We start from the raw sequence: 21,208 nt of genomic DNA, 5'->3' as shown, positions 1-21,208 counted from the left end.
GCGATGCAAAAAGTACTGATAGCCAACCGCGGTGAAATCGCTCTGCGCGTCATCCGCGCGTGCAAGGAACTGGGGTTGAAGACCGTTGCCGTGCATTCCACGGCTGACCGTGAATTGATGCACCTGGCGATGGCCGACGAGTCGGTATGTATCGGTCCGGCACCGGCCACCGACTCCTACCTGAATATTCCGGCGATCATCAGCGCTGCCGAAGTCACAGGCGCAGATGGCATTCATCCCGGTTACGGTTTTCTCGCCGAGAACGCCGACTTTGCCGAGCAGATCGAGCGCTCAGGCTTCACATTCATCGGCCCGAGCGCAGACGTGATCCGCCTGATGGGGGACAAAGTCTCGGCGATTGCCGCGATGAAGAAGACCGGGGTGCCGACGGTACCCGGCTCTGACGGCCCATTGCCGGAAGATGAAGAAGAATGCCTGCGGATTGGCCAACGTGTCGGCTATCCGGTGATCATCAAGGCGGCCGGTGGTGGCGGTGGTCGCGGCATGCGCGTAGTGCATGACGAGGCCGATCTGCTCAAGTCGATTCGCCTGACCCGCACCGAAGCCGGTGCAGCATTCGGCAACCCGATGGTGTATCTGGAAAAATTTCTCACCAACCCGCGCCACGTGGAAGTGCAGATTCTTTCCGACGGCCAGGGCAACGCCGTGCATCTGGGTGATCGCGACTGTTCCTTGCAGCGCCGCCACCAGAAGATCATCGAAGAGGCGCCAGCTCCCGGGATCGACGAAAAGGCCCGCGCGGAAGTCCAGGCGCGTTGCGTGCAGGCTTGCGTCGATCTGGGTTATCGCGGAGCGGGGACCTTCGAATTCCTCTACGAGAACGGACAGTTTTTCTTCATCGAGATGAACACCCGTGTGCAGGTCGAGCACCCCGTGTCGGAGATGGTCACTGGCGTGGATATCGTCAAGGAACAGATTCTGGTCGCAGCCGGCAACAAGCTGAGCATCAGCCAGAAAGACGTTACCATCCGCGGCCACGCGATCGAATGCCGGATCAATGCCGAGGACCCGAAAACGTTCATGCCCAGCCCGGGCACCGTGACCTTCTTCCATGCCCCTGGCGGCAACGGCGTACGTGTCGATTCGCACCTGTACAGTGGATACAAGGTACCGCCGAATTACGATTCTCTCGTAGGCAAGCTGATCACCTACGGGGCGACGCGTGACGAAGCGCTGGCTAGGATGCGCAACGCGCTCGAGGAACTCGTGGTCGATGGCATCAAGACCAATACCCCATTGCACCGTGAACTGGTGCGCGATCCCGAATTCTGCAAGGGGGGCGTCAATATTCACTACCTCGAGCACAAGCTGGGAATGAAGTAAAACCGCTGGCACCGCAGGTCGAAGGCTTGTTTCTGACAAGTTCACCCGCGGTGCAGTGCCAAAGCCCGGGCTCGCCCGGGTTTTTCGTTTAATGGAAACAAAACATGTCCTGGTTACAACTTCGCCTCGCCATCCAGCCGGATCAGGCTCAAGAGCTGGAAGACGCACTGCTTGGACTCGGTGCCGTATCGGTGACCTTCATGGATGCGGAAGATCAGCCCATCTTCGAACCGGACCTCGGCACCACGCCGCTATGGTCGAATACGCACCTGCTGGCTTTGTTCGAGGGGGACACATCCGCCGACGACCTGATAAGCCATTTGCGCTTGCTGCGACAGGGCGAGCTACCAGATCACCAGATCGAGTACGTGCAAGATCAGGACTGGGAACGCAGCTGGATGGACAATTTCCAGCCGATGCGTTTCGGCGATCGGCTATGGATCGTTCCTAGCTGGCATGACGCTCCGGACCCCCAGGCCGTCAATCTGCTGCTAGACCCAGGCCTGGCGTTTGGTACAGGCACTCATCCCACCACAGCACTGTGCCTGGAATGGCTGGATGCGGAACCGGTCGTCGACAGACAGGTGATCGATTTTGGCTGCGGTTCGGGGATTCTGGCCATTGCAGCGCTGCTGCTGGGAGCCAGCCATGCACGCGGGACCGACATCGATCCTCAGGCACTGGAAGCCTCACGGGATAATGCCGGCCGGAACCGGATCGACCCTGAACGGCTGTCACTGTTTCTGCCCGAGGCAATGCCGCAACAGCCCGCCGACGTGCTGCTGGCTAACATTCTGGCGGGTCCACTGGTAGCGCTGTCCGATCAGCTAATCAGCCTGGTGAAGCCAGGCGGCCGTCTGGCACTCTCGGGCATCCTGGCCGAGCAGACCGACGACGTTCTGCAAACCTATCGCGCTAAATTCGACCTCGATCCGGTGGCCGAGCGCGACGGCTGGATACGCGTAAGCGGCACCCGGAAACGGTGACAGGCGGACGCGCTCGAAGGCACAATAACCGGTCCGTGACACGACTACGCATGCCGAACGAACAGGAACAAGCGCCACAATGAGCGAATTGCTGATCACGCAATGCCCCTTCTGCCAAACCCGATTCCGGCTTTCGCAGGAACAGCTGCAGGCGGCTGCGGGCAATGTTCGCTGCGGCGCCTGCTTGCGTGTCTTCAATGCCCGCACCACACCAGTGTCCGATCCTGCCGGTGACGAGCGCCCCGCTACGCCCCCGGCAGCCTCCCCAGGGGAACAGTCGTTGTTGATTCACGACGACATGGACTACGACGATATCGACTACGAGGATATGGATCTCGAGGCGCTGGGCCTCGACGAGTCGATCCTCGCAGAAATAAACCCATCCGAGCCGCCTACCCCACGCGATGAGGAGCGGACTTCCGCTCCTGTCGTAGCTACGCCACAGCACACCGAGCCCGAGGCAGAGTCAGTACCCGAGCCTGAACCGGAGCCGACGCCAGAACCAGAACCAGAACCAGAACCAGAACCAGAACCAGAACCAGAACCGAAGTTGGAACTGCGGCTGGAAGAGATCGACAGCTGGCCTGATCTCAACGCTACCGAGGATGACGAAGACGACGACTTCTGGGCTACACTGGATGCCGAGCTCGCTTCCGATCAGGAGACGACGCCCGAACTGACCGACAGCCTGCCCCCGGAGGAGACGCTCAGTGCCGCGGAGCCTACGGTCGAAAGCGACGAATCGGTTCTGGACCTGCATGATGATTTCATCGCCACCTCGCCCGCGCGCGACTTCGGGTCTGCTGTGGAGCCAACCGTCTCGCTGGACGAGGAGGATGAAGCTGCCGCGGCACATGACCATGATGCGCCCGTCGGGCCGCTGCGCCCGTTGGTCGAAGACGATGCCGACCATGGCGTATTCCTCAGGGATCGCGCACCCGCTCGCCAACGTACCCTGCCATTCGCATCCGAAGAATCAGTCGCCGCGGACAGGCGACGCGAGCCCGGACTAGGCAATCTGTATGACCTGCCGGACCTGCAGCACGAGCCGCTATACCTTGATGAGGAAGACCAGCGACCGCGTCGCAAGCGCCGAACAGGGCTCTGGCTGCTGTTGAGCGTCCTCGCCGCCGTCGGTCTCGGCGCCCAGTATGTGTATTACAACTTCGACGCCCTTACCCGTGATCAAACCGCTCGGCCCTGGCTGGAGTCTGCATGCCTGCTGGCTGGCTGCGAGTTGCCGGCCAAGGTCGACATCACCCAGCTGCGCAGCAGTAATCTGCTCGTACGACCGCATCCGGAATTCCCTAACGCGCTGGCTATCGACGCGATGCTCTACAACCGTGCCGATTACGCCCAGCCGTTCCCGGTATTGCTGATGCAGTTCACCGACACGCAGGGACGGGAAGTTGCCTCGCGGCGCTTCCGTCCTGACGAGTACCTCTCCGGCGAACTGGCGGGTGCCGAGCTGATGCCACCACAGGTCCCCATCCGTGTTGCCCTGAGCATGCTCGATCCGGGTCCCGATGCGGCGAGCTATACGCTGGAGTTCGAGTCGCGCTGACCAGCCCTGTTCGCTTCGGACGAATTGCTCAAGATTCAGCCAGCCGAGTCTTTATGCGGCAACCCTTAGCAGGTATGATTACTGCCCTTTTTCACAAAAGCCCACCCTGACGCCCCCGGCGTAGTGCGGGCGTGCATCAACGTTTGGACAAGACAGGGATGGACCATGCAGTGATCCGTATCGGACCGTACCAGTTACCCAATCGCGTGATTCTCGCCCCCATGGCAGGCGTCACCGACCGTCCCTTCCGGCAACTTTGCCGGCGGCTGGGTGCCGGGCTCGTGGTCTCGGAGATGGTCACCAGCGACACCCGCCTGTGGAACAGTCGCAAGTCTCGCCAGCGACTCGACCACACCGGCGAAGCCGAACCGCGCTCAGTTCAGATCGCGGGCGGCGACCCGCAGATGATGGCCGAGGCTGCTTTTCGCAATCAGCAGCTCGGCGCGCAGATCATCGATATCAACATGGGCTGTCCGGCCAAGAAGGTTTGCAACAAGGCCGCCGGATCTGCCCTGCTGCGTGACGAAGTTCTGGTCGGCGAGATTCTCGAAGCGGTGGTCGCTGCGGTGAGCATCCCGGTTACCCTGAAGATTCGCACCGGCTGGTGTGCCGAGCGACGCAACGGTGTGCAGATTGCGCGTATCGCCGAACAAAGCGGTATCCAGGCGCTAGCAGTGCATGGCCGCACCCGTGACCAGCTCTATACCGGCCAGGCCGAATACGACACCATAGCCAGCATCAAACAGGCGATAGGGATCCCGGTCTTCGCCAACGGCGATATCAACACCCCGGAAAAGGCGCGTCTGGTACTCGAGCAGACGGGTGCCGATGCGGTGATGATCGGCCGGGCCGCCCAGGGGCGCCCGTGGATTTTTCAAGAGATCAATCATTATCTGGAAACAGGCTGCGTGCTCGCTTCGCCTGAACTAGCCTGGCAGCGAGACATTCTGCTCGAACATCTCGATTCGCTGCACGAGTTCTACGGACCCGACCAGGGTGCGCGTATCGCGCGCAAACACGTCGGCTGGTATCTCGAAACGCTGCCGGAAGCCGCAGCGTTTCGGCGGACTTTCAACAGGATCGAATGTCCCGCTCTGCAACGCCGGAACATAGAAGAACATTTCAACCGCTTGCTGGAAGGAGACCTGGCGGCATGAACTCGATGAACCCTTTTTTGAATGACGGAACCCTCCCCGTGAATCAGAGCCCTGAAACCGGCTCGGCCGACGTATCGGAAGACGTCCGTCGACGCGAGCAGACGCTTCGCGATTGTGTCGAGCAAGCGCTGAGAAACTATTTCGAGCATCTCGATGGCCAGGACGTGACCGACGTCTACGACATGGTCCTCGCCGAGGTCGAAGCACCGCTGCTCGAAAGCGTGATGCACTACGTCAAGGGCAATCAGACCCGAGCCTCCGAAGTCCTCGGTCTCAATCGAGGTACTTTGCGCAAGAAACTCAAGCAGTACGGACTGCTTTAAGCGCCAACGGCACGTGCGCTGATTCTCTGGCAAGCGTGCCGGTTGCTGCACACCTTTCCTTTCCAGCTGAACCCGGACCCAAGATGACCGACCAAACCACCCGCCTCCCGATACGTCGCGCGCTCGTCAGTGTTTCCGACAAGACCGGCATCGTTGAATTCGCTCGTGATCTGGCAAGCCTCGGCGTCGAGATCCTCTCGACCGGCGGCACCTTCAAGCTCCTGCGCGAACAAGGCATCGACGCCGTTGAAGTGGCCGACTACACCGGTTTTCCGGAAATGATGGATGGACGCGTCAAGACACTGCACCCGAAGATTCACGGCGGGATTCTGGGTCGACGCGATCAGGATGCCACGGTCATGCAGCAACACGGTATCCAACCGATAGATATGGTGGTGGTCAATCTGTATCCGTTTGCAGCCACCGTGGCCAAGCCCGGCTGCACGCTGCCTGACGCCATCGAGAACATCGACATTGGCGGTCCGACCATGGTTCGCTCAGCAGCCAAGAACCACAAGGACGTCGCAATCATCGTTAACGCCAGCGACTACCAGTCGATCCTCGAAGGTCTGAAGCAAGGTGGTCTTACCTATGCGCAACGTTTCGACCTGGCATTGAAGGCGTTCGAGCACACCGCAGCTTACGACGGCATGATCGCCAACTATCTCGGCACCATCGACCAGAGCCGCGAGTCCCTGAGTACCGAAGACCGTTCGAGCTTCCCGCGCACCTTCAACAGCCAGTTCATCAAGGCTCAGGACATGCGCTACGGTGAAAACCCGCACCAGTCCGCTGCCTTTTATCGAGAGGCGCAGCCGGCCGAAGCCTGCATTGCTACCGCGGTTCAGCTGCAGGGCAAGGAATTGTCGTACAACAACGTCGCTGATACCGACGCCGCGTTGGAGTGCGTGAAAGGCTTTACCAAGCCGGCCTGCGTAATCGTCAAACACGCCAACCCCTGTGGCGTTGCGGTCGTGCCGGAGGGCGAAGGCGGTATCCGCAAGGCTTATGATCTGGCCTACGCCACCGACAGCGAGTCGGCTTTCGGCGGTATCATCGCCTTCAATCGCGAACTGGATGGCGACACCGCACGGGCCATCGTCGAGCGTCAGTTCGTCGAAGTCATCATCGCCCCACGCATATCTCAGCCTGCCCGCGACGCAGTCGCCGCCAAGGCCAACGTACGGCTTCTGGAATGCGGCGAATGGGCTGCCGAACGGTATGCCGACTGGGACTTCAAACGAGTCAACGGCGGCCTGCTGGTGCAGAGCCGCGATATCGGGATGATCACCGCAGAGAATCTCAAGGTGGTGACCCGCCGCGCACCGACCGAACAGGAAGTCCATGATCTGGTCTTCGCCTGGAAAGTAGCCAAGTTCGTCAAGTCGAACGCCATCGTCTACGCCAAGGCGCGCCAGACAGTGGGCGTCGGGGCCGGCCAGATGAGCCGGGTCAACTCTGCACGCATCGCCGCCATCAAGGCCGAGCATGCCGGCCTGGAGGTACGGGGAGCGGTGATGGCATCCGATGCGTTCTTCCCGTTCCGCGACGGCATCGACAATGCTGCCAAGGCAGGTATCAGCGCGGTTATCCAACCGGGCGGGTCGATGCGCGACGCCGAAGTCATCGCCGCAGCGGACGAAGCCGGCATGGCGATGGTCTTCACCGGCATGCGCCACTTCCGCCACTAACAGCGAGAGCTTCATGAACGTACTGATTATTGGCAGCGGCGGCCGCGAGCACGCCCTGGCCTGGAAAGTGGCTCAGGATGCGCGAGTCGAAACCGTATTCGTTGCGCCCGGCAATGCCGGCACTGCCACGGAACCAAAGTGCAAGAACGTCGATATAGACGTTCTTGCACTGGAGCAACTGGCCGATTTCGCGGAGGATAACGTCCAGCTGACGATCGTCGGCCCCGAGGCGCCCCTGGTTCAAGGTGTGGTCGACCTGTTTCGCTCGCGCGGTCTGGCTATCTTCGGCCCCACAGCCGGAGCCGCGCAGCTCGAAGGCTCGAAGGCGTTCACCAAGGACTTTCTCGCGCGGCACTACATCCCTACCGCTGAATACCAGAACTTTACCGAGGTCGACCCGGCCCTGGCTTATCTGCGCGAGAAAGGCGCACCCATCGTCATCAAGGCAGACGGGCTTGCTGCCGGCAAGGGCGTCATCGTCGCCATGACGCTTGAAGAAGCGGAGGACGCGGTACGCGACATGTTGGCCGGAAACGCCTTTGGCGAAGCCGGCTCGCGCGTGGTGATCGAGGAGTTTCTTGCAGGAGAAGAAGCCAGCTTCATCGTCATGGTCGACGGTGAGCACGTGTTGCCCATGGCCACGAGCCAGGATCACAAGCGTGTGGGTGACGGCGACAGCGGTCCGAACACGGGCGGCATGGGCGCCTACTCCCCTGCTCCGGTAGTGACCGATGCGGTACATGCCCGGGTCATGGACGAGGTCATCTGGCCGACTGTCCGCGGCATGGCCGCCGAGGGCAACCGCTATACCGGATTCCTCTATGCCGGGTTGATGATCGACGAGCGCGGAGCGCCGAAGGTCATCGAGTTCAATTGCCGATTCGGCGATCCGGAAACCCAGCCAATCATGCTGCGCCTGCAGTCGAGCCTGGTCGAATTGGTGGAGGCCGCCCTCGAGAATCGCCTCGATCGGATCCAGGCGCAGTGGGACGCGCGCTGCAGCCTCGGCGTCGTGCTCGCTGCGGGAGGTTATCCCGGCACCTACGGCAAGGGGGACGCCATCGAAGGCCTGGAACGAGCTGCCGATCTCGACGGTAAGGTGTTCCACGCCGGCACCAGCCTGCTGGACGGTCAGGTAGTCACCAGCGGCGGCCGGGTGTTATGCGCAACCGCCCTCGGGGAGACGGTCAAGGCCGCCCAGCAGCAAGCCTACCAACTTGCCGAACGCGTTAACTGGAACGGCCGCTTCTACCGTTCGGATATTGGCTACCGCGCCATTGCTCGCGAGCAGAACTAGTCCTGCCAGCGCCTTGCCCGACCGGCTATCGCCAGAAGGCGAGGCGTTATCTGCGCCTCATCACGATTGCGCTATACTGTCGCGCGCCGGGCCGAACAAGCTAGGCCATCGTTGACTTGATGCCAAGGACAGGACACCCCCCGACAGTGAAGTACCTAGGCTGGCTTGTAATCAGCACCTTGCTGAGCGTTTTCTCGCTGCCGGGCACCGGTCTCGCCGACGAGTCATCGGCTTTCCGTACCTTCGTCGACACCAGCGGACGCCTGACCTTGGCAGAGGTCCTGTCCAACCGATACTCCAACCGCTTCACACCGTCCCCAGACAGCATACTCAGCCTACCCGAGCCACCCGCTACGCTATGGGTACAGCTCGCCGTGGACCCCGCACGGCCTGTACTGACGGTCGACAACCCGGTGATCGAGGCGGTGACGGTACATCACATCGTCGGTGACACCATCCTGAGTTACCGCTCCGGAGCAGCTTTGCAGGGAACTCAGCCTGACGGATTGCCTTACCCGGGCTTCGCGTTCCCGCTGGATGTCGCAGCGGGGAACGACGCCGAGCAGACGGTGTACCTGCGCCTGGCCAACGATTACGCTCTGCGCACCCGCATAACCTTGACCGACACTCGCGGCGCGACCCTGGAACATGGCTGGCATCAGGCGCTACAGGGCATTCTTGCCGGTCTGCTGCTGTCGCTCGTCTTGCACGGCCTGCTGCAGGGACTGGTCGGGCGCGATCGCCTGCATCTTTTTCTGGCGGCAGCCGGCTTGCTGGTCGCGCTGAGCACCTTTGTTCGAGTCGACTGGCTGGAGCGACTGATCCCCCTCGACTCCGCTGCACTGCAAGACTCCTTGCGCCTCGCCGCCCTGGGCTGCATCGGCCTGCTTCTGGCGCGACTCTTCACAGACGATAGTCTGGCCAGAATAAAAGCAGACGCCATGATCGTCATCGCAAGCGTCGCCGGCATCAGCGCTTTGTACCTTTGGCCTGCTACGGCAGAAGCCAGCGTCAACGCTGCCCGCCTGGGCGTGCCGCTCCTGGCAATCGCCGCGACAGCCTATTGCTGGTATAACCGTACGCCCTTCAGCCGCCCCTTGTTTTCCGGGCATCTGTTGCTGTTGGTCAGCTGGCTTGCCGACCAGAGTGCGCTACCGCGCAGCCTGGCCGAGCAAACGTCCGACCTGTTCCTCTGGGCAGCGCTGATAGCCTACGCCTGGCGTCTGTTCTCGCGACAGCAGCAACGCATTGCGAGGGCGCACACGCTACGCCATGCCGAGGCCACTCAACAGGCGGAAACGCGGGCCAAGTCAGAGTTTCTGGCGCGGATCAGCCATGAAATACGCACCCCAATGAACGGCGTGCTGGGGATGACCGAGCTGCTTTTGGATACGGCGCTGTCGGCCAAGCAGCGCGATTATGTGCAAACCATCCACAGCTCCGGCAACGACTTGCTCAGCCTGGTCAACGAAGTTCTGGATATGTCACGGCTGGAGTCCGGTCAGCTGCTGCTGGAAAACGTCCAGTTCGATCTGCACGCGTTGATCAACGACTGCCTGGATATCTTTCGTGGCCGGGCCGACAGCCAGACCATCGAACTGATCGGCTTCGTCCATCCAGACGTGCCCAGGACCGTTGTCGGTGACCCTACTCGTTTGCGCCAGATACTGCTCAACTTGCTAGGCAACGCCCTGCAGTCGACCGCGCAAGGAGAGATTCTCGTGGTGGTAGGCCGTGAAATGACAACCTCTGGCGAGCCGCTGCTTCGTTTCGCTGTGCAGGACACAGGCACGGGCCTGACCGCCGAAGCGCGAGCGAGCCTCACCGCCCCTGCGGGCGATACTTCACGCCTCTTCGAAAAGGCCAGCGCAACCGGCTGCCTGGGTCTGGTGATCGCCCGTCAGCTGGTAGACATGATGGGCGGCAAGCTCGGAATCAAATACGCGTCCGACCAGGGTACGACCATCTGGTTGACGCTGCCGGACACTTCGGTTGGCAGCGCAGCAACACCTGATGCAGACGGGCACTGCCTGGCAGATCGTAGCGTCCTGATCGTCGACGACAATGCCACCTGCCGCAAGGTTTTGCAGCAACAGCTCAGCGCCTGGGGCATGCAACCGCAGTGCGCGGCCAGCGGCAAGGAAGCGCTTGCCATGCTACGCACCCAGGCGAGCCTTACGGCCCCCTTCGATGTGCTGCTGGTTGATCAGTCGATGCCAGGGATGACCGGTCTTGAGTTGGCCTCTCGTATTCACGAGGACCCGGCGATTCGAGGAGACCTGCTGGTTATCATGCTCACCGGAGTGAATCAGATTCCAAGCCGGATCGTCGCCCGTAACGCAGGCATCCGCAGAATCCTCAGCAAGCCGGTAGCCGGCTACACGCTACGCGCGACCCTGATCGACGAATGGACCAACCACCAGAAACAACACACTATGCCTGGACTGGTGCAAGCCGAGCTCGAGCCTCCAACATCCGATTCGCACTTCCGGGTTCTGATCGCCGAAGACAACGCGATATCCACCAAGGTAATCCGCGGCATGCTGCAAAAGCTCAAGGTGGACAGCTATGCAGTGGGCAACGGCCGGGAAGCCGTCCAGGCTGCACGTAGCGGTACCTATGATCTGATTCTAATGGATTGCGAAATGCCGGAGATGGACGGATTCACTGCAGCCGGAGAAATTCGTCAGTGGGAACAGAACAACGGCATGCACGCGGTCCCGATCATCGCGCTCACCGCACACATCCTGCCAGAACATCGCGAGCGCGCACGCAAGGCTGGTATGAACGGTCATATGGCCAAACCGGTGGAGCTCAGCCAGCTACGCGAGCAGATCAGCTACTGGGTGGAGCGAAAAGCCGACGGGGCGATGACCCCGTGACTATTACAGCGCCTCGTCCTGCACTGCTGTGCCGGACAACGCTGCGGCGTAGTCGGCAAACATCCGAACCATCACATTGATACCAGCCATCACCAAGCCTCCCTGTATTTAGGGAAAGGCTAGCTCCAAGAATGCCTGGCAGCCAGCGAGTTTCCTCAATCGCCACGATAGACTCTTAGCGAGCCGGCCGCGAACCCTTGCGTGGCTTCTTGCCGGCGCCTGTGTCGCGTGGCGGCAAACCGGTGTGCTGGGTCAGTATTCGCCCGGCCTTACGGCTGCCGGCCGGAGTAGAATTCTTGCGACGGGAGCTGTGGTAGCTCTCCCCCGCTGGCTGATGCGTCGGGATCAGATGCTGCTTGCTGTTGCCGATCAGGTCCGAACGCCCCATCTCCTGCAGCGCATCCCGGAGCAACGGCCAGTTCTTCGGATCGTGGTAGCGCAGAAATGCCTTGTGCAGGCGCCGCTGTCGCTCGCCCTTGACCACGTTCACGCCATCGCTTTTGTAGGTCACCTTGCGAAGCGGATTCTTGCCCGAGTGATACATCGCGGTGGCGGTAGCCATCGGCGAAGGATAGAACGCCTGCACCTGGTCGGCACGGAAACCGTTGCGCTTGAGCCACAGAGCAAGGTTCATCATGTCTTCGTCGGTGGTCCCCGGATGCGCCGCGATGAAGTAGGGGATCAAATACTGCTCCTTCCCCGCTTCCTTCGAGTACTTCTCGAACATTTGCTTGAAGCGGTCGTAGGAGCCGATGCCCGGTTTCATCATCCTGGTCAGCGGACCTTCCTCGGTATGCTCCGGGGCGATTTTCAGGTAGCCGCCAACGTGATGGGTTACCAGCTCCTTGACGTACTCGGGCGACTCTACCGCCAGATCGTAGCGCAGACCCGAAGCGATCAGAATCTTCTTCACGCCCGGCAGTTCACGCGCCTTGCGGTACAACCCGATCAGCGAAGAATGATCGGTATTCAGATTCTCGCAAATGCCGGGGAAGACGCAGGACGGCTTGCGGCATGCCGCCTCGATCTCCGGACTCTTGCAGGCGATGCGATACATGTTCGCAGTGGGACCGCCCAGATCGGAAATCACTCCAGTGAATCCGGGGACCTTGTCCCGGATCTCCTCGATCTCGCGAATGATCGAATCGTGCGAGCGGTTCTGGATGATTCTGCCTTCGTGTTCGGTGATCGAACAGAAGGTGCAGCCCCCGAAGCAGCCACGCATGATGTTCACAGAAAAGCGAATCATCTCGTAGGCTGGAATCTTCTCGCCACCATAGGCCGGATGCGGAATGCGTGCATAAGGCAGACCGAAGATGTAGTCCATTTCTTCAGTGGTCAGCGGGATAGGCGGCGGGTTGAACCACACGTCCTTCTCGGCGTGACGTTGCACCAAAGCACGGGCATTGCCCGGATTGGTTTCGAGGTGCAGCACCCGGTTGGCATGAGCGTAGAGCACTGGGTCGTTGCGCACTTTTTCGAACGACGGCAGGCGGATCACCGTTCGGTCGCGCTCAAGGCGAGGATGCGGGAGCAACTGAAGGACCTGTACCTCGTCTACGGTTGCCGCTGCGGCGGCCTTGTCGTCGCCCTTGGCCTGCTCGACGGCGCAGGCGCTTGTATCCTGGGTATTGACGTAGGGATTGATGATCTTGTCGACCTTGCCAGGCCGGTCGATGCGGGTCGAGTCGAGCTCGAACCAGCCCTCAGGTGTGTCCTTGCGCACGAACGCGGTGCCCCGTACATCCGTAATGCTCTGTACCGTTTCACCCCGGCTGATTCGCTGGGCCACCTCGACGATCGCACGCTCGGCGTTGCCGAACAGCAGAATGTCCGCCTTGGCGTCAAGCAGCAGGGAATGGCGAACCTTGTCCTGCCAATAATCGTAATGCGCTATGCGACGCAGCGACGCTTCGATGCCGCCAAGCACGATCGGCACATCCTTATAGGCCTCTCGACAGCGCTGGCTATACACCGCGCTGGCTCGGTCGGGCCGCTTTCCGGCAACGCCGCCCGGCGTATAGGCATCGTCAGAACGAATCTTGCGGTCCGCCGTGTAGCGGTTGATCATCGAGTCCATATTGCCAGCCGCGACCCCGTAAAACAGGTTCGGCTTGCCGAGCTTCATGAAGTCGTCTTTGCTGTGCCAGTCCGGCTGACTGATGATGCCGACGCGAAATCCCTGCGCTTCCAACAGCCTTCCGATGATCGCCATGCCGAACGATGGATGGTCTACATAGGCGTCTCCGGTGACGATGATGACGTCACAGCTGTCCCAGCCAAGCAGATCCATTTCCTCTCGCGACATGGGCAGGAACGGAGCCGGACCGAAGCACTCGGCCCAGTATTTGGGATAATCGAAAAGCGGCCGGGCGGCCGGCATGCTGGTAGACATTGCTACTCCAGATCCCCGTAGCCGGCATAGGAGCCAGGCGCCAGGTTCTCGAAACGGGTGTATTTGCCGAGGAAAGCCAGGCGCGTGGTGCCGATGGGGCCGTTACGCTGCTTGCCGATGATGATCTCGGCAATGCCCTTGTCCTGCGAGTCGGGGTGATAAACCTCATCCCTGTACACGAACATGATGATGTCCGCGTCCTGTTCGATCGCGCCCGATTCACGCAGGTCCGAGTTGATCGGCCGCTTGTTCGGGCGCTGTTCCAATGAACGGTTGAGCTGCGACAGAGCGACGACGGGAACGTTGAATTCCTTGGCCAGCGCCTTGAGTGAGCGGGAGATCTCCGAGATCTCGTTTGTCCGGTTCTCCGCCCCACTACCACCGATGCGCATCAACTGCAGATAATCGATCATGATCAGTGCCAGGTCGCCGTGCTCACGGACGATTCGGCGCGCTCTCGCACGCATTTCCATGGGCGAAAGGCCGGCTGTGTCGTCGATGAAGAGTTTGCGATCATTGAGCAGATTGACCGCCGAGGTCAGACGCGGCCAATCATCATCATCGAGCCGACCCGAGCGCACCTTGGTCTGATCGATGCGCCCTAGCGAGGACAGCATACGCATGATCAGAGACTCACCTGGCATTTCCAGCGAGAACACCAGCACTGCCTTCTCGCTACGCAGCACCGCGTTCTCGACGAGATTCATGGCGAACGTCGTCTTGCCCATGGATGGACGGCCAGCGACGATGACCAGATCGGCTGGCTGCAGGCCGGAGGTCATCTCATCCAGATCGTTGAAGCCTGTCGAAAGTCCAGTGATGGCCCCATCGCTGTTGAATAAGGTATCGATGCGGTCGATGGCCTTGGTCAGCAAGGCATTGACCGCTTCAGGCCCGCCAGTCTTCGGGCGGCTTTCAGCGATGGAGAAAATCTTGCGCTCGGCTTCGTCGAGCACCTCGAGCGCCTGCATGCCCTTGGGGTTGAATGCAGTGTCTGCGATGTCCGAACTGACGCTTATCAGTTGGCGCAGCGTGGCCCGTTCGCGGATGATCTGCGCGTAGGCGCCGATGTTCGCCGCAGAGGGCGTGTTCTTGGCGAGCTGACCGAGATAGGCAAGCCCACCGACCTGATCGATCAGGCCTTCACGATCCAGATCTTCGGCCAGGGTGACCACGTCGAACGGTTGGTTTCGCCCAGCCAGACGCACCATGGCACGAAAGATCAGACGATGGTCATGGCGGTAAAAGTCCGTCTCACTGACGCCTTCGGCGACCCGCTCCCAGGCAGTGTTTTCGAGCATGACGCCGCCCAGGACCGCCTGTTCCGCCTCGATTGAATGAGGGGGAATTTTCAGGGACGTCGTCTGCAGATCAAGTTCCGCAGTGTTGGAATAGGCGGTTTCGTTCATCGGGCAGGCTCGGGGAAACGGCGGACAGAAAAGACAACACGGCGCCTGTCAGAGACAAGCGCCGTGCTGGTAAGTCTAACTGCAAAGCCCGAGCAAATCATCAGCTGAGCGCCACGGGGGCGACCAGCCGACGAACGCGGTCAAGCAGCGGGAGAGGCTCCCTTAGCCGGCAACAACGACCAGCTTGACGGTGGCTTCAACGTCGGTGTGCAGGTGCACATCGATATCGTATTCGCCAACGTTGCGCAGAGGGCCTTCGGGCAGGCGCACTTCGCTCTTCTCGATCTCGACACCAGCGGCGGTAACCGCGTCGGCGATATCGCGGGTACCGATGGAACCGAACAATTTGCCTTCCTCACCAGCGTTGGCCGTGATGGTCACGGTCAGGTCGGCCAGCTTGGCAGCACGAGCATCGGCTTCAGCCTTGCGCTCGGCAGCGTTCTTTTCCAGTTCGGCACGACGTGCTTCGAACGCTTCTACGTTTGCTGCAGTGGCAGGTGTTGCCTTGCCGAACGGCAGCAGGAAATTGCGAGCGTAACCTGCCTTAACAGCGACTTTGTCGCCCAGGTTACCCAGATTCGCGATCTTTTCGAGCAGGATAACTTCCATTGCGATGACCTCTTGAAATTCAACCTTGGCTGTTCGAATCATCGTCCCCGGAGGGCCCTGCCGGGCGCATCCTGGAACGGAAATCGAACAAGCTATCAACAAATGCCAAAAACATGATCAACGGATAAATCAATTGAGCGACGAAAGCGAACATCACGTACATCGCGACCAGCCATGCGGTACCGAGACCGCGCAATCCGACGATGCCATGTATGAGCGCGATGCCTGCCAGCAACAGCGGCACGCTGGCAATCGGCGACACCATGGCGAGCTCGGACCACTGCGGGCCGATCAGCGTCAGTGCAAGCAGACCGACGGCCACCAGCGGTGAGAGACGCAGTTGATGAAACTCCTGACGAAAGCCGCCCGGGTTATACAACCGGGCCTGCCAGGAACGGCCGATCATCAAACTGACCAGCGCCATCAACATGTGTACCGCGCCCATGAGACCAGCCAGCAACGGCACTAACAGTGCTTCAAGCTGCGCCCTATCGGCCTCGTCCAAATCACCGCTCATGCCCGAGAGCATATCGGGCAACATTTCGCGAATCTGCGTGGCCAGCTGCTGCAGCGGCTCGTCGAGCACAGCCAGCAGGGCCAGCGCGTAGGCTATTCCCAAAGGCACCGCAACAATGAGCACCGGGGCCCAGTCGCTACGCTGACGCAACAGGACTGCCATCGCGCCTGCACCGGCGATCACCAGCAGAGGCGTCAGATCGCCAACCATCGCCCAGGCCAGCGCAGGGAGTATCCCCCACACCAGCACCGGCATTGCTTCGCTAAGGCCCCGACGCAGAATGACCAGCGCCAGCGCCGCCGCGCTGAACCAGAACAGCAGAGGAATGGCTGCCGCTATCGCGACGACCAGCGTGGCCTCTTTGCGACCACGCATGATGTATTCAGCCAGACCACGCATGTTGGTTCAGTATCCAGATCAGTTTCAGCTACCTATCAACGACCGTGAGAGTCGGTGAACGGCAGCAGGGCCAGATAACGCGCGCGCTTGATGGCTACAGCCAGCTGACGCTGATATTTGGCCTTGGTACCAGTGATACGGCTGGGAACAATCTTGCCGGTCTCGGTGACGTAGGCCTTGAGTGTGTTGAGATCCTTGTAATCGATCTCTTTGACGCCTTCAGCGGTAAAACGGCAGAACTTTCTGCGGCGGAAAAAACGTGCCATGGCAACGTCTCCTTAGATACTGGAATAGGAACCGGAAAACTTACTCGTCGTCACCGTCATCGGTGTCGTTGCTGGTGTTGTCAGCATCGCTGTCGGAGTCAGTACGCTCACGACGCTCGCGACGCTCACCACGACCGGTGTCTTCAGGCTTGAGCATGTCGGACTGTTCGGTGACGGCTTCGTCACGACGGATGACCATGTTACGGATCACGGCGTCGTTGTAACGGAAGTTCTCGGTCAGTTCTTCCAGAGCCTTGGCGCTGCACTCAACATTGATCATGATGTAGTGCGCCTTGTGAATCTTGTCGATTGGATAAGCCAGCTGACGACGGCCCCAATCTTCCAGGCGGTGGATCTTGCCGCCGTCTTCTTCGATGAGCTTGGTGTAACGCTCGACCATCGCGTTGACCTGCTCACTCTGATCCGGATGAACCAGAAATACGATTTCGTAATGACGCATTGGTGCTCCTTACGGGTTATAGCCAGCCACCCAAATGGTCTGGCAAGGAGTGGAACTCTAGGTTTGGGGCGGCCATTCTAGGGAAGGCCGGGGAAAGTAGCAAGGGCAGCGAACGGCGCGGCTGGTGGCGGCTCGGAATGGCGTCACCGAGACAAGACGACCAAGGAACAGCCAAACACAGCGGCAACGCCTCTGAGGCTAGCGACCCGAGCCCGTCCGCTGACGTACCGCCTCGAAAAGGCAGATTCCCGTCGCTACCGACACGTTGAGACTGCTGACACTCCCAGCCATCGGCAACCTGGCCAGAAAGTCGCAATGCTCGCGGGTCAGCCGGCGCATGCCAGCACCCTCCGCACCCATGACGACAGCAATGGGTCCGGCGAGGTCGACCTGATAGATCAGCTGCTCCGCCTCTCCCGCCGTACCGACGGTCCAGATGCCACGCTGCTGCAAGGTCTTGAGCGTGCGAGCTAGATTGGTCACCGCAACCAGAGGAACCGTTTCGGCAGCGCCACAGGCGACCTTGCGCACAGTGGGCGTCAAGCTGGCGGATTTGTCCCGAGGGATGATCACCGCCTGGGCGCCGGCCGCATCCGCGCTGCGCAGACAGGCACCCAGATTGTGGGGATCGGTCACCCCATCGAGAACCAGAAGAAGCGGGGGCGTATCCAGTCGGTCGAGAAGATGGGTGAGCATCTCTTCCGACCAGAGCTGGCTAGGCGTGACCTGCGCGATAACGCCCTGATGTACGCCTTCGGCCAGTTTGTCCATTTCTTCGGGCGCGATGCGTTCGATGCCAATCCCTTCCGCAGCAGCACGGTCGAGCAAAGTCTGCGCGCGCCCATCTACCCGGCCACGCTGCAACATAAGACGTTTAACGCGACGCGGCGCACGGTCGAGCATGGCCCGTACGGCGTGCACGCCGAATACGTATTCCAGATCACTCATCTCGCCGAACTCACCTTGCCTTGCGCTTGCGCGGCTGCCGCTCTGGCCCACCGGTCTCACCCCGCGCCGCCGGACGCTCGCCATCCGCACGCGCCTTGCGTGGAGCAGCATCCCGATCGCCCTTGCCGCGCCCCGACTTGGCGGCCTTGCCATCCTTGGTCTTGCCCTTGCCGGGCTTCGATGCCTGCCGGGCGTCACCCATCAGTTTCGCTCGCGCAGCGCGACTCGCGTCGACATTCGCACCAGGGCGGCCCTCCGGCTGGTCTTTGGCCATCTCGAAATCGATCTTTCGATCGTCAAGATCGACGCGCGCAACCTGAACCCGGACGGTATCGCCCAACTGGAACACGCGACCGGACCGCTCGCCGACCAACCGGTGATGAACGGCGTCGAAGTTGTAGTAATCAGCCGGCAGCGCAGTGATGTGCACCAGACCTTCAACATAGAATTCGCTGAGCTCGACGAACAAACCGAAGCTGGTACAGGCGGTTACCAGACCATCGAAGCTTTCGCCCACCCGGTCCTGCATGAACTCGCATTTGAGCCAGTTGACGACGTCGCGACTAGCTTCATCTGCCCGTCGTTCGTTCTGCGAGCACTGCTGACCCAGGCGTTCCAGATCCGCCATCTCATAAGGGTAGATCGAAGCCTTGGGCATCAATCCAGCAGAACACCTGCGCACCAGGTCGGTTTTCTTGCGCGAGCGCACGACGCTGCGAATGGCCCGGTGAGTCAACAGATCGGGATAGCGACGAATGGGCGAAGTAAAGTGTGTATAGGCTTCGTAGTTCAGGCCGAAGTGCCCCTCATTATGCGGGCTGTACACAGCCTGACTCAGCGAGCGCAACATCACCGTCTGGATCAGCTGAGCATCCGGCCGACCCTGGATCTTTTCCAGGACCGCGCTGTAGTCCTCGGGAGTCGGATCGCCCTTCTTGCGGGTTAGCGACAATCCCAGCGCAGCGAGGAACTGGCGCAGACGCTCGACTTTCTCAGGCTTCGGAGCGTCGTGCACGCGGTAAAGCGCCGGAATATCCAGATCCTGCATGAAACGCGCCGTCGCGACGTTCGCACAGAGCATGCACTCTTCAATGATCTTGTGGGCGTCGTTGCGCGTAGTCGGACGGATTTCGGCAATCTTGCGGTTTTCACCGAAGATGATCCGGGTTTCGGTGGTCTCGAAGTCGATCGCCCCGCGACCCTGCCGGGCCTTGGCCAAGGCCTTGTAGAGATCGTTGAGATTTTTCAGGTGAGGGACGATATCTGCGTATTCCTCGCAGAGCGCCTTTCCGTCCTTGCTACGAGGATGCTCGAGCATCGCCGAGACCTTGTTGTAGGTCAGCCGAGCGTGCGAGTGAATCACAGCCTCGTAGAACTGGTAGTCGGTCAGCTCACCGCTCTTGGAGACAGTCATTTCGCAGACCATTGCCAGGCGATCGACCTTTGGCATCAGCGAGCACAGACCGTTGGAGATAGCTTCGGGGAGCATCGGCACGACTTCACTTGGGAAGTACACCGAGGTGCCGCGCAACTCGGCTTCCTGATCGAGCGCCGAACCGACCGTGACGTAATGCGATACGTCAGCGATCGCAACATAGAGCTTCCATCCGCCGGAAAACAGTTTCCAGCCACTGGCCTTGTAAGGCTCGCAATAGACCGCATCGTCGAAATCGCGTGCATCTTCGCCATCGATGGTCACCAGCGGCAAGTGCCGGAGATCGACGCGCTTCTGCTTGTCCCGCTCCTCGACGTGATCCTTGAGCTGCGCCGCCTCGTCCAGCACCGCCTGAGGCCAGACACTAGGGATATCGTAGCTACGTAGCGCCACTTCGATTTCCACGCCTGGCGCCATGTAATCACCGACTACTTCGACTATCTCGCCCTGGGCAGGGCGATTCAAAGTTGGCCACTGGATGATGCGCACCTCGACGTACTGACCCTGCACGGCGCCACCTTCGGTGCCTGGCGGGATCAGTACTTCGTGGTTGATCTTGGCGTTGTCCGCAACGACGAAGCCGATCCCGTTCTCCTGATAGAACCGGCCTACCAGGAATTCATGGGCGCGTTCGAGCACTTCCACGATCGCGCCTTCGCTGCGACCGCGCCGGTCGACACCGGTAACCCGACCGAGCACACGATCGCCGTCGAATACCAGGCGCATTTGCGCCGGTGTGAGGAAAAGATCTTCGCCGCCTTCATCCGGCACCAGAAAGCCGAAGCCATCCCGATGTCCCTGGACGCGTCCTTTTATCAGGTCCAGCTTGTCGACCGGGGCGTAAGCGCCGCGGCGCGTATAGATCAGTTGCCCGTCGCGCTCCATGGCACGGAGCCGCCTGCGCAGCGCTTCGATGGCATCCTCATCGGACAGGCCAAACTCGCTCTGCAGCTGGGCCCGGGTCGCCGGCGCGCCGCGCTCCTCGAGCAATTGCAAGATGAGTTCGCGACTGGGGATGGGATTGTCATATTTCTCAGCTTCCCGTTCAGCGGCTGGGTCATGATTGACCCAGTCGACAGTAGCGGAAGAAGAACGAGAGGCTGTATCGCCCGGCTTGCCCGCCGGGTCATGGGGTTTGGTCTTTTTCGTCATAGGCACCTATTGAACCGCGAAACAGGGCCGCTTGCACCTGTTTCGATGAAACTGAAATATTTTTGCAGGCGGGGGTTTACATCCCCAATGCCGCTACGTATTATTCGCGCCGTCAACACAACAACGGTTGATCGCAACGAACCTTGGTTCAGCATAGCATCCGTTGGAATTGATACGCCCAGGTGGTGAAATTGGTAGACACGCCAGCTTCAGGTGCTGGTGGCCTTACGGCCGTGGAAGTTCGAGTCTTCTCCTGGGCACCATTTCTCTCTCAGCAGCTCGCTGATTCAGTACGCACGGTAACCCCCTATAAAACGCATTTTTGCCTTGTCCAGCGCATTCCGTTCGCATGTCTGCTGTCGACTATCCCGTTC

The 21,208-nt window shown here is 60.5% G+C and carries 16 protein-coding genes and 1 tRNA gene; 9 read left to right on the top strand and 8 right to left on the bottom strand.

Translation table 11 applies throughout. The features are described from left to right. Positions 1-3 precede the first annotated feature (3 nt). The 8 genes from accC to BLT85_RS01985 all read left to right on the top strand — a co-directional run bounded on the left by accC (position 4) and on the right by BLT85_RS01985 (position 11,244). Positions 4-1,344, top strand: a complete 1,341-nt coding sequence (accC, locus tag BLT85_RS02020; RefSeq protein WP_093391580.1) for an acetyl-CoA carboxylase biotin carboxylase subunit — start codon at positions 4-6, stop codon at positions 1,342-1,344. Between the two features lie 104 nt (positions 1,345-1,448). After that, a complete protein-coding gene (gene prmA, locus BLT85_RS02015; RefSeq protein WP_093391579.1) occupies positions 1,449-2,330 on the top strand; it encodes a 50S ribosomal protein L11 methyltransferase in 882 nt (293 codons plus the stop codon). 79 nt (positions 2,331-2,409) lie between these two features. Further along, entirely contained in the window at positions 2,410-3,894 is a 1,485-nt protein-coding gene (locus tag BLT85_RS02010) for a DUF3426 domain-containing protein (RefSeq protein WP_093391578.1), read from the top strand. Positions 3,895-4,052: 158 nt separating this feature from the next. Continuing rightward, positions 4,053-5,051: a tRNA dihydrouridine synthase DusB gene (dusB, locus tag BLT85_RS02005; protein WP_093391577.1), complete on the top strand. Its 999-nt coding sequence runs from the start codon at positions 4,053-4,055 to the stop codon at positions 5,049-5,051. 38 nt (positions 5,052-5,089) lie between these two features. Next, positions 5,090-5,374, top strand: a complete 285-nt coding sequence (gene fis, locus BLT85_RS02000) for a DNA-binding transcriptional regulator Fis (RefSeq protein ID WP_231701516.1) — start codon at positions 5,090-5,092, stop codon at positions 5,372-5,374. Between the two features lie 83 nt (positions 5,375-5,457). Continuing rightward, complete coding sequence (gene purH / locus BLT85_RS01995) at positions 5,458-7,065, top strand: bifunctional phosphoribosylaminoimidazolecarboxamide formyltransferase/IMP cyclohydrolase (RefSeq protein ID WP_093391576.1); 1,608 nt, start codon at positions 5,458-5,460, stop codon at positions 7,063-7,065. A gap of 13 nt (positions 7,066-7,078) precedes the next feature. Then, positions 7,079-8,362, top strand: coding sequence for a phosphoribosylamine--glycine ligase (purD, locus tag BLT85_RS01990; RefSeq protein WP_093391575.1), 1,284 nt, complete (start codon positions 7,079-7,081; stop codon positions 8,360-8,362). A 146-nt stretch (positions 8,363-8,508) separates the two neighbouring features. Then, positions 8,509-11,244: a response regulator gene (locus tag BLT85_RS01985; RefSeq protein ID WP_172829797.1), complete on the top strand. Its 2,736-nt coding sequence runs from the start codon at positions 8,509-8,511 to the stop codon at positions 11,242-11,244. A 175-nt stretch (positions 11,245-11,419) separates the two neighbouring features. Here BLT85_RS01985 and BLT85_RS01980 read toward each other — a convergent pair whose 3' ends face one another. The 8 genes from BLT85_RS01980 to rnr form a co-directional block, all read right to left on the bottom strand. After that, positions 11,420-13,627, bottom strand: coding sequence for a YgiQ family radical SAM protein (locus tag BLT85_RS01980; RefSeq protein ID WP_093397276.1), 2,208 nt, complete (start codon positions 13,625-13,627; stop codon positions 11,420-11,422). Between the two features lie 14 nt (positions 13,628-13,641). After that, positions 13,642-15,048 carry a replicative DNA helicase gene (gene dnaB, locus BLT85_RS01975; protein ID WP_093391573.1) on the bottom strand — a complete coding sequence of 469 codons (1,407 nt, stop codon included), beginning with the start codon at positions 15,046-15,048 and terminating at the stop codon, positions 13,642-13,644. A gap of 162 nt (positions 15,049-15,210) precedes the next feature. Further along, complete coding sequence (gene rplI, locus BLT85_RS01970; protein WP_093397273.1) at positions 15,211-15,657, bottom strand: 50S ribosomal protein L9; 447 nt, start codon at positions 15,655-15,657, stop codon at positions 15,211-15,213. 19 nt (positions 15,658-15,676) lie between these two features. Next, entirely contained in the window at positions 15,677-16,573 is an 897-nt protein-coding gene (locus tag BLT85_RS01965; RefSeq protein WP_093391572.1) for a YybS family protein, read from the bottom strand. 35 nt (positions 16,574-16,608) lie between these two features. Further along, entirely contained in the window at positions 16,609-16,839 is a 231-nt protein-coding gene (gene rpsR / locus BLT85_RS01960) for a 30S ribosomal protein S18 (protein WP_093391571.1), read from the bottom strand. Between the two features lie 40 nt (positions 16,840-16,879). Then, positions 16,880-17,299, bottom strand: coding sequence for a 30S ribosomal protein S6 (gene rpsF / locus BLT85_RS01955; protein WP_093391570.1), 420 nt, complete (start codon positions 17,297-17,299; stop codon positions 16,880-16,882). A 198-nt stretch (positions 17,300-17,497) separates the two neighbouring features. Further along, on the bottom strand, positions 17,498-18,247 hold the full coding sequence (gene rlmB, locus BLT85_RS01950) for a 23S rRNA (guanosine(2251)-2'-O)-methyltransferase RlmB (RefSeq protein WP_093391569.1): 750 nt from the start codon (positions 18,245-18,247) through the stop codon (positions 17,498-17,500). A 10-nt stretch (positions 18,248-18,257) separates the two neighbouring features. Continuing rightward, positions 18,258-20,834, bottom strand: coding sequence for a ribonuclease R (gene rnr, locus BLT85_RS01945; RefSeq protein ID WP_093391568.1), 2,577 nt, complete (start codon positions 20,832-20,834; stop codon positions 18,258-18,260). Positions 20,835-21,010: 176 nt separating this feature from the next. Between rnr and BLT85_RS01940 the strand changes: the two genes are divergently transcribed. After that, positions 21,011-21,097, top strand: a tRNA-Leu gene (locus BLT85_RS01940). Positions 21,098-21,208: the final 111 nt, after the last annotated feature.

Source organism: Halopseudomonas xinjiangensis (assembly GCF_900104945.1).
In the GTDB taxonomy this organism is placed as follows: Bacteria; Pseudomonadota; Gammaproteobacteria; order Pseudomonadales; family Pseudomonadaceae; genus Halopseudomonas; species Halopseudomonas xinjiangensis.
The sequence above is the reverse complement of the archived record's forward strand: the minus strand, read 5'-3'. Positions and strand labels throughout refer to the sequence as shown.